Source organism: Intestinibacter sp. (genome assembly GCF_051866655.1).
Taxonomy (GTDB): domain Bacteria; phylum Bacillota; class Clostridia; order Peptostreptococcales; family Peptostreptococcaceae; genus Intestinibacter.
Genome location: NZ_JBJDXL010000565.1, coordinates 1 through 8,911 on the forward strand (window position 1 = coordinate 1; position 8,911 = coordinate 8,911).

Below are 8,911 nucleotides of genomic sequence, written 5' to 3' on the forward strand. Positions count from 1 at the left end.
TCACACCTAAACTATATAGTAAGGTGATGATATAGTCCAAAGGTTGTTTTATATGTTGTACAACCTATGTCGCAATAAACTATGGAGGAGATGCTAACACTATAGCAAATAATAAGGGTATTCCTTTAGCAGAAGCACAAAAAATCTATGATAATTTCATGAAGGGTTTTCCTGGAGTAAAAACTTATCAAGATTATTGTAGGATGGATGTAATGAGAAAGGGATATATTCTTTTGAGTCCTGTTACTCGGCACAAAGCATACATTTATGACTTCTCAGAGCTATCTAAAATTCAGGAAAAATTTAATGATCATGAATTTTGGGCTTATTATGATGAAATGAAGAAATCAGATCCTAATTGTGAAACAGTGCAGGAAGTAAAGAGATATTTTAAAAGAAAATCTGCATCTGAGAAGCAGGCAATCAATTACCGTAAACAGAATGCGGCTATAAATAGAAATATTTATAGAAAATTGGGTGAATTGCAGGAAAACTAAGGAAGCATATCTTCTATGTTAATCTGCAGCCAAAATTGAGAATGGAGATAAAAGTATCAATAAGGTTCAGAGACTAAGAATTGAGTATTCCAAACAATAATATTCTAATAGCGCCCGACATCCTATAAGGATGATGAAATAGTCCATTACTATATGAAAATATAGAAATCTGTAATTTATATTTTAACTCTCAAAAACATTTTATAAATTTGCGTATTGTTTAATTCTAAACACTAAAAATATGAAAATTTGTAAAATTTGTGGAAAACAGGAACCTGAAGTAGAATTTTATGCAAGTAATAATTCTACACCCTCAAAAAATTCGCAGACTATATAAATTCAGAGAAATAATGATTCAAGGAGCTGGAGCTTTATGTTTTAAATTAGCCTCTATTAAATTATTCAATTGGTTAAGAAAGAACAACTTATTATTTACAGTTAAATATTGTATACCAGTCCATGATGAAATAAACCTAGAATGTCCGGAAGCACTTAAAGACGAAATATCTAACATCCTAGTAAAATGTATGGAAGAAGGGGCAAAACCCTTTTGTACTAGAGTAAAATTAGGGGCTGACGTGGAGGTAGGAGACTTTTGGATACATTAATTATAAAAAAAATATGAAATATAAATTATATAGAGACTCATTAGTAAAAATATGGGTTAGGGATTTTTTTAATATAGAAGCTGATTCATTAGAAGAAGCTATTGAAAAACTTGAGGATCAAGATGATTTTTATGATACAGAATTTATATGGGAGACTCAGGAATTTCTAACTCCAGAAGAAAATAATGGTAATGTTACAGAGGAAATATATGATGAAAATGATAATTTAGTGTATAGTAATAAAAATGACTAAAGAAGAATTAATTAAAGAGATAGAATCTCAGGAATTTCCTAAAAATTGGAGAAAAGGACAATCTATATTTAATTATATAGACTCAGTATATGGAATAGCTAGAAATATTCAATTCGAAGCAAGAGTAGACTGCTTTTATAATGATAATAATATTGATAAGTTCTTAGACAAAGCAGTAGAATTAATTAATCATGGGAACTAATTTTTATTGTAAGAGACTTGATAAAAAGCGTCGTAAAGAGTTTTCTAATAGCTTAAATGAATTAAGTCAATATATTACATATAATATTGATAATACAGAATTAGACTTAGTAGAAAAAGTAAAGGAATTTATTGAGTCTAATTCTGACTTGGAAGAAGAAATTCATTTAGGTAAGAGGTCTTATGGATGGCAATTTCTTTGGGATTATCATGGTGGAAAATATTTTAAGCCAAACTTAGAAAGTATAAAAAATTTTCTATCACAAGATGATATAGCCATTTATAATGAATATGGAGAACATTTTACCGTAGATCAATTATTTAATGATGAATTAAATAATTCTTTATATAAAGATTCTACACATGACGATGGAATGAATGGAGAATACTCTGAATATTATTTTAAATCAGAAGACGGATTAAGGTTTAGTAAATTTGAAGATTTTAGTTAAATATGAAATTAATAAGAACAGACTTATATATTGCAATTACCAATAATAATTCATATTACTTAGAAGCAGATTCATTAGAGGAAGCTATAGAAATGGCTAGAGAAAAGACTGCTGATTTTATTAAAGAAGTAAGATGGATTAGTGATTGTCTCTATAGGAAATCAACTAAAACTATAACAGTAGAAGTATGAAAAGATTTTTAATACATGTAGATAGAAAGGGATAAAAATAAATTAATATTATGTTTGATTTAATTATTTCTGATTATAGCATTGGAGAAGTGCATGTTTATAAAATAAAAGAAATACAGATATAGACAATTTTGTAGAATCACATGGACATCGTACTAGTGATTGCTATTATAGTTGGACATTCTATTAAAATAGTAGACCATAGAAATGAAAAAGATAATATTATGTAGAGGTATTCAGGGTTCAGGCAAAACTAGTTACTCCAAACAGTGGGTATTAGAAGATCCTGAAAATAGGGTAAGATTCAATAATGATGATATACGAAATATGCTTGGTAAATATTGGGTTACTAGCAGAGAACTATTAGTTTCTTGTTTAAAGAAAGCTTTTCTAAGTTATTCTATGCTTGAGGGATATGACATCATTATTGATAATATGAATCTCAATGATAGAGAAGTTGAGTTTTATAAATCTACAGTAAAAGTTCATAATGATTTAGTAGAACAGTACAGAAAGAATGATTTAGATGAAAAGAATACTGGATTTAAATATGAAATAGAGTTTAAGGATTTCTTTATTCCTTTAGAAGAATGTATTAGAAGAGATTCTCTTAGAGAACATCCTATTGGAGAAGAAGTTATTAGAAATACTTACAATAAGTATAAACATATTTTAGAAAATAATTATGAGACTAATCAAACCGTTATTCAAAATTAAAGAACAAGGGCCAGAATTAGAAGGAATCTATAAACAGATTGAATATGCAGGCCGCATCTGTTACAAAAGCTCTGATAAGATAACTGAAGACTCTGCTAAAGAGTTTGTTGATAGACTTATCAAAAGTGGGCATACAAGTGTATTAGAGCATGGGACTGTCCATTTAAAGATTCCAATAAAGTTTAACTATCTTGGAGACCTATTGACTAGTAAGTATAAGAATAATCCTTACTCTAAAGTAGTTATGATTAACAATATTTACTATGTGACTACGAACTATAGAGTATTATTACAGAATAACTGGCTTGATGATCTTAAATATTTATGTGAACCTACAGAATATCATAAGAAAAGAATCTGTGTAGAGTTTGTTTGTGATAGAGGCATATCTCACGAGTTTGTAAGACATAAACTACTTTGTGTCGCATAATGGTAACATTATGAATAATAAACCCTGTGAATTGTTGGGAGGCTTTACGCTATGCTAATCAACAGCCAAGCCAACCTTTAACAAAGTTGGAAGGTTTAGAGACTAATAGTTGAAACTTTTGAATATGAATTATAACAAAATATGTCCTTATGCAATAGTATTAAAGGACTTTGATTGGAGAATTAAACTATGTAAATTACAACACTATGATCCTGTGTTTTGCCCACAGTTCAAGGAAGATTGTCCTGTATATTCAAAAGAATATAATACTAACACGAGCGCAGGGAACGTTTTCCCATTTAAATAAGAACTTCTTCCTGTAAAATTTGGATAAGATTCTATTTTAAATAGAGAGACGTTAAGATATAGTCCGATACTCTAAGGAAACTTAGAGAGTTAAGGATAAAGAGCCTTAACATAACATTTGAGAGTATTTAGCTTTTCCCAAGAAAGTACCCGTTATTGTAACTATAGTAAGGATAAGTTTGGTAACGAACTTACTTTTATTATTCCTTGTTGGACAGATGAGTCTCTTTTAAAGGAGATTAAAGGAACTATTATTAATAAGGATGACTATGGAAGCCTAATTTGTGAGTATTATTATCGCCTTTCTGGAAAACAGGAAGAGTGGTTTAAACCCTGGCCAATAACTCCAGAAAAAAACTTCATAGTAAGCTTACAAATAGCTGAACAATTGTATTTGGAGTTACTAAATCAAGGGTGGAAGCCACAACAAGCAAGAGTAGTACTGCCTAATGCTTTAAAAACTGAATTAGTAATGACTGGATTTGTGGATGACTGGAAAGATTTCTTCAGGTTAAGGTGTGATAATTCAGCACATCCATCTGCTTCCGAGCTAGCTATTCCTTTAAAAGAAGAATTTATTAAAAGAGGTTATGTGGACTTGGACTAAAGATAAACTTCCAAACAAAGAAGAAGGAGTAATATTAAATACTAATGGAACTATTAATATAGCTAAATTAGTAGTTGCAACTCCAGATGTTTTAGATACCTATAAAGTAAATTATCCATTTATATGGAGTATTAAAACGCAATACGGATTAACTACATTGCCAATAACTATTTATGATAAATGGATGGAGATTCCAAAATGAAAAGAGATAGAAATAAATTAAAGTTAATCAAAAGAGTAAAACAATTTTATCCTTTTGATTATGGATATTTATTAGATATTGAAATCGAGGCATTAAAACAAATGGCTGAATATCAAGAATCTAAAGGAATCTGTGTAAATAGTAAAAGATATGCAGAGCAGATGAGAATAGCTATTAAAATTCTTAAAATAGCTTTAGACGGAAATATCCAGCATGATAAAGAATACAAACAATGGTGGATGCCAGTTTATGTTAATATTAGGAATTATAGAAGATTCTTTCCTAAAGATATTCCAAATATTGATAAACCTATTGTAAAATGTGGTGTAAGGGAAGAAAAAGCTTGGCATTTATATTGTAAGATTCGAGAGTATTTTATGAGAACTTGGTGGGATTAATATGACAACCTATACAGTAGTAACATGGCCAGAAGTACAATTACTTATGGATTTGGAAGGATTTAAAGAGCATTCTTACTTAATTAATGATGAGCAAGGTCTCAATGATTTTGGAAGTAGTGCTTATTTCATAGAAACAGAGTGGTTATCTAAAAATCAATAATTATGGAGAAGAGGAACAGAAAATCAGTAAATGATAAATTGAAAAGATATGATTTCTTAGCTAAAGATTCTGATTTTATAGAAGTTACAGAATGGGCTAATGGAGAAGGATGGGATATAAATATGAATGATAAAATATTCCAATTAGCTTCTGGAGAATTAGATGCCATTAATTATTTAATTAAGACATTAGAATATGATCAAGACTAGATACTTTATATTTAATAATTCCGAATTTGTCAGAGCTATTGTATTTACTATAAATAAAAAATGGTTTTATGAAGGAATTAAATTTTACTCTAACTAATAAAGAAATTTCTGAATTAGAAAAATTCTATAATGATCATCAAGATTGTCCATTTACATCAGCTGTAGGAGGAAAATACACTTTTATTATTACTCCTACTGGAATTGGTCAGTGTACAATAGTAAAATGTAATTCATGTAATGAAAAACTAGATATAACTGATTTTGAATCTTGGTAGAGTATGAAAGTTTCTGATATTAATATAGAAGAATATAATAAGATTAAAGAAGAGGAACAGAAAAAGGCTATAGACAATCTCTATAGCCTTTTTAAAAGTAATCCTTATACAAGAATTAAGGTTCCATCTAGAAATAATCCATGTACTTGTGGTTCTGGAAAGAAATATAAAAATTGTTGTATGGAAATTGATAATAAGCTAATAAATAGTTATGACAAGAGAAGAGAAATATAAAGCATGGGAGGATATATTTTATAAATACTTTATTCATAAATCAGATGATTCAGAAGAAACTGGAAGTAATTTACCACTAGCTAGTGTAAATTTTGATAATTTAAGTGGATTTTCTGGGGATGGAATTATAGATTTATCTTATTATATTCAATATGTTTATACAAAATACTGGTTAGATCCTAATGAAGACGAAAAAGAATTAAAAAATGCTATTAACTCTCTATGGAGATTACATAAATCTTGTTATAGTTTGTTTATAGATAAATATCCAAATATTTATTTCAAAGGAGAAAAGGGATTTTTGTTAAGAGATGATATAAAATCGTCTGATACTTCTAAATTTCATTTAAATACTGTAGATACTAGCTATACTAGAGGAGAAGAGTTAATTAATGAAGATCCTTGTCATTCTATGTTTATTTCTCAGGATCAAATATGGAATTTAGCTCCTATTATGACAGAAATACATAAAAAACTAAAATATACTCTAGAATACAATGACTCTTGTTTTTATTCACTAGGGTATATTATTAGTAATAAACATGTGATATACAATCCATACTATAGTGCATTATATCATCATTGGACTTATGTTCCTACTTTTGATACGAATAAAGTAAAGCCTTGGAATAGAATTGAAGATAGAAATAAACATCTTAAATATAATATTAAGGTAAAAAGAGGAGCTAATAATTGGTATTTTGCTTATGGATTCAGAAAAGCATATCAAGCATTAGGAGGTAAATGTAAGACATTCTGGCAAAGTTTATGGTATAAACCTTTTATTTTCTTTGCAGATAGAATCTATCATCCTTATATATGTAAATGGTTAAAACTTCCAGTTAAAAATACTTCTTACTATAGTTTAGCTGTAGCAGGGGGAGCATGGTATTTCGGAGATTATGAGACAAGGCTTATCAATAAGTTTAATAAATCTCTAGAATCAGGAGAATTGTTTATGCCACAATTAGTATTTCTTACCAATAAAAAGGAAAAAATAAATCTTAATTTATTAGGTAAATGGCTTGATAACTATCCAGAACCAGAAGAGAAAGGTACTGTAGAAAGTCCTATTATATTCTTATTATTATATAACTGGGATAAAATAATGAAAAATGTTTGATTTAGAAACTACCTATAAAAAGATAGCAAGAAATAATCAAGTTGATATAACTGAAATACTAGAATATATAGAAGAAGCAGCTAAACTTATAAATCCCAATATTAAATATAATTCTGAAACTACAGTATTAGCTTTACAAATGGGATTAATACAGCCAATAATAGGAATGGCTACTGAATCTATAGAAAAGAATCCTCATAAGGTAGGATTTCAAGTAACAAAAGTTTATGATAAAAATAGAAGTTTAATTAAAATAATAACTAAAAAATATGACAGCAATGAAGAAATTTCAACAGATTGATGATTTGATAATATATCCAAATACAAAATCAACTATAGAAGTAGTTCCTACAGATGGATATAATGGAGCACATCGTTATAGAGTACAATTAAGTACTGGATTTAACTCTAAGAAAAATACTTATGATTATGTGGATAAAACTACAACTATTCAATTTGTACAGAAGAATGATGATGGAAGTATTATTCCAGGATTACAATCTGAACAATTAGCTTTAATTCTATTAGATAGAGTAAAGAAATTAAACGAGCGTTATCCAAGTCCTTATAATGATATACAGATTGAAGGATTAACTATGTATCTTCAAGCATGTAGCGATAGAGTAGAAGAAAGAATTAACAGAGGGGTAATGGGGAAGCTTGAGAAATAATTATGGTATACGTAAGTAATGAAATAAAATATCCAGTATATGATTCTGTAATTAAGGTAGTTATTGGGGATACTTTACAAGAGTGTTGTGATAAAGAAAATTTACCTTGGGAAGAGAATATAGATATTAGATTTGATGCTTATGTAGAAAGAGTAAAAGGTATTATCTATATAGTATTAAGGAGAAATAATACTAGACAAACAATACTACATGAATGTGTTCATGCAATAAATCAAATCTATAATTATATTCAAGCAGATGTAGATCCTAGCAATGATGAAGTCTATGCTAGAGATATATCATATTTACAAGAAATAATATTAAAGATATTTGAAAATGAAACTAATAGCAATAAGTGATTTACATGGAAATCTTCCAAAAATAGAAGAGAAAGCTGATATAATGATTATTGCAGGAGATATTAGTCCATTACATATTCAAGGAAGAAAATCCGATATGACTAGTTGGTTAAAAAATGAATTTATAGATTGGATTAATTCTCTAAACGTAGAAACAGTATATTTAATTGCCGGGAACCATGATTTTATATTTAATCATTGCTCTGAAATGCTTCCTTTAGAATTACGTATGCTTTCTAATCAAAAATTAATATATCTATGTAATGAAGAGGCTAAATATTATGATTCAGAAGGAAAAGAATGGAGAATATTTGGAACTCCATATTGTCATCAATTTGGAAACTGGGCATTTATGAAGGATGATGATACTTTAGAGGAATTATATAAAGAAATTCCAAAAGATGTCGATATTTTAATATCTCATGATGCTCCTTATGGCTGCAGTGATATATGCTTTGAACATGCTCATTGGAGAGGAGAAAAACATATAGGATGTGTACCTCTTAGAGATATTATCTTAGAAAGAAGTCCTAAAATTGTACTTCATGGGCATTTACATACTTCTAATCATGAAATAGAAATGTTAGGTAAATCTAAAGTAAGAAACTGCAGTCTATTAAATGAACATTATAAATTAGTATATAATCCAATAATTATAGAATTATGATTTACTTCATAGTTTATATTATATTTTTAATAGCAAATCTATATTTAGTATTATCTAAAAAAGTTCCGGATTACTTTTTTAAAGATGATACTGAATCTTTAGTATGTAATACAATATTTATGTTTATTCCGGGTATAAATATATTAATGTTCTTTATATTTATAATAGGAATAATTAGTGATAAAATAGATAAACTTTATAATGTTAATAGGAATTAGTGGTAAAAAACAAGTAGGAAAAAATACATCTGGTATTATATTAGATTATATTTATAAATATTTTGGAAATTGTTCAGATCTACTTTTATCTCATTTTAAAAAAGAAAATATTATAAAATATACGTATAAC

General features: G+C 28.1%; 20 protein-coding genes. All 20 read left to right on the forward strand.

All coding sequences use genetic code 11. From position 1 onward, the window contains the following. Positions 1-158 precede the first annotated feature (158 nt). The 20 genes from ACI3VO_RS17035 (at position 159) to ACI3VO_RS17130 (ending at position 8,563) form a co-directional block, all read left to right on the forward strand. Positions 159-497, forward strand: coding sequence for a hypothetical protein (locus ACI3VO_RS17035; protein ID WP_439759047.1), 339 nt, complete (start codon positions 159-161; stop codon positions 495-497). A gap of 290 nt (positions 498-787) precedes the next feature. After that, positions 788-1,105, forward strand: a complete 318-nt coding sequence (locus tag ACI3VO_RS17040) for a DNA polymerase (protein WP_439759048.1) — start codon at positions 788-790, stop codon at positions 1,103-1,105. A 13-nt stretch (positions 1,106-1,118) separates the two neighbouring features. Continuing rightward, a complete protein-coding gene (locus tag ACI3VO_RS17045; protein ID WP_439759049.1) occupies positions 1,119-1,358 on the forward strand; it encodes a hypothetical protein in 240 nt (79 codons plus the stop codon). Further along, a complete protein-coding gene (locus ACI3VO_RS17050; RefSeq protein WP_439759050.1) occupies positions 1,351-1,560 on the forward strand; it encodes a hypothetical protein in 210 nt (69 codons plus the stop codon). The genes ACI3VO_RS17045 and ACI3VO_RS17050 overlap by 8 nt, the downstream gene beginning before the upstream one ends. Then, positions 1,550-2,011 (forward strand): hypothetical protein, encoded by a 462-nt coding sequence (locus ACI3VO_RS17055; protein ID WP_439759051.1) that lies wholly within the window; start codon positions 1,550-1,552, stop codon positions 2,009-2,011. The genes ACI3VO_RS17050 and ACI3VO_RS17055 overlap by 11 nt, the downstream gene beginning before the upstream one ends. Before the next feature lie 2 nt (positions 2,012-2,013). Beyond that, complete coding sequence (locus ACI3VO_RS17060) at positions 2,014-2,202, forward strand: hypothetical protein (RefSeq protein ID WP_439759052.1); 189 nt, start codon at positions 2,014-2,016, stop codon at positions 2,200-2,202. A 207-nt stretch (positions 2,203-2,409) separates the two neighbouring features. After that, the gene (locus ACI3VO_RS17065) at positions 2,410-2,919 is read left to right on the forward strand and encodes an AAA family ATPase (RefSeq protein ID WP_439759053.1); all 510 of its coding nucleotides are present in this window, start codon (positions 2,410-2,412) and stop codon (positions 2,917-2,919) included. Further along, positions 2,888-3,349: an FAD-dependent thymidylate synthase gene (locus tag ACI3VO_RS17070; protein WP_439759054.1), complete on the forward strand. Its 462-nt coding sequence runs from the start codon at positions 2,888-2,890 to the stop codon at positions 3,347-3,349. Before ACI3VO_RS17065 ends, ACI3VO_RS17070 begins: the two co-directional genes overlap by 32 nt. Before the next feature lie 424 nt (positions 3,350-3,773). Next, the gene (locus ACI3VO_RS17075; RefSeq protein WP_439759055.1) at positions 3,774-4,262 is read left to right on the forward strand and encodes an FAD-dependent thymidylate synthase; all 489 of its coding nucleotides are present in this window, start codon (positions 3,774-3,776) and stop codon (positions 4,260-4,262) included. Further along, entirely contained in the window at positions 4,246-4,464 is a 219-nt protein-coding gene (locus ACI3VO_RS17080; protein WP_439759056.1) for a hypothetical protein, read from the forward strand. Before ACI3VO_RS17075 ends, ACI3VO_RS17080 begins: the two co-directional genes overlap by 17 nt. Continuing rightward, a complete protein-coding gene (locus ACI3VO_RS17085; protein ID WP_439759057.1) occupies positions 4,461-4,862 on the forward strand; it encodes a hypothetical protein in 402 nt (133 codons plus the stop codon). Before ACI3VO_RS17080 ends, ACI3VO_RS17085 begins: the two co-directional genes overlap by 4 nt. A gap of 1 nt (position 4,863) precedes the next feature. Further along, complete coding sequence (locus ACI3VO_RS17090) at positions 4,864-5,025, forward strand: hypothetical protein (protein WP_439759058.1); 162 nt, start codon at positions 4,864-4,866, stop codon at positions 5,023-5,025. A gap of 2 nt (positions 5,026-5,027) precedes the next feature. Beyond that, on the forward strand, positions 5,028-5,234 hold the full coding sequence (locus ACI3VO_RS17095; RefSeq protein WP_439759059.1) for a hypothetical protein: 207 nt from the start codon (positions 5,028-5,030) through the stop codon (positions 5,232-5,234). A gap of 68 nt (positions 5,235-5,302) precedes the next feature. Next, positions 5,303-5,509 carry a hypothetical protein gene (locus ACI3VO_RS17100; protein WP_439759060.1) on the forward strand — a complete coding sequence of 69 codons (207 nt, stop codon included), beginning with the start codon at positions 5,303-5,305 and terminating at the stop codon, positions 5,507-5,509. A 3-nt stretch (positions 5,510-5,512) separates the two neighbouring features. Next, complete coding sequence (locus ACI3VO_RS17105; protein WP_439759061.1) at positions 5,513-5,743, forward strand: SEC-C metal-binding domain-containing protein; 231 nt, start codon at positions 5,513-5,515, stop codon at positions 5,741-5,743. Beyond that, positions 5,721-6,866 carry a hypothetical protein gene (locus ACI3VO_RS17110; protein ID WP_439759062.1) on the forward strand — a complete coding sequence of 382 codons (1,146 nt, stop codon included), beginning with the start codon at positions 5,721-5,723 and terminating at the stop codon, positions 6,864-6,866. The genes ACI3VO_RS17105 and ACI3VO_RS17110 overlap by 23 nt, the downstream gene beginning before the upstream one ends. Beyond that, positions 6,859-7,167 carry a hypothetical protein gene (locus ACI3VO_RS17115; protein WP_439759063.1) on the forward strand — a complete coding sequence of 103 codons (309 nt, stop codon included), beginning with the start codon at positions 6,859-6,861 and terminating at the stop codon, positions 7,165-7,167. Before ACI3VO_RS17110 ends, ACI3VO_RS17115 begins: the two co-directional genes overlap by 8 nt. Continuing rightward, on the forward strand, positions 7,145-7,537 hold the full coding sequence (locus ACI3VO_RS17120) for a hypothetical protein (protein WP_439759064.1): 393 nt from the start codon (positions 7,145-7,147) through the stop codon (positions 7,535-7,537). The genes ACI3VO_RS17115 and ACI3VO_RS17120 overlap by 23 nt, the downstream gene beginning before the upstream one ends. Before the next feature lie 2 nt (positions 7,538-7,539). Then, a complete protein-coding gene (locus tag ACI3VO_RS17125; RefSeq protein ID WP_439759065.1) occupies positions 7,540-7,896 on the forward strand; it encodes a hypothetical protein in 357 nt (118 codons plus the stop codon). Then, positions 7,874-8,563 (forward strand): metallophosphoesterase family protein, encoded by a 690-nt coding sequence (locus ACI3VO_RS17130; protein ID WP_439759066.1) that lies wholly within the window; start codon positions 7,874-7,876, stop codon positions 8,561-8,563. The genes ACI3VO_RS17125 and ACI3VO_RS17130 overlap by 23 nt, the downstream gene beginning before the upstream one ends. The last annotated feature ends 348 nt before the right edge of the window (positions 8,564-8,911 follow it).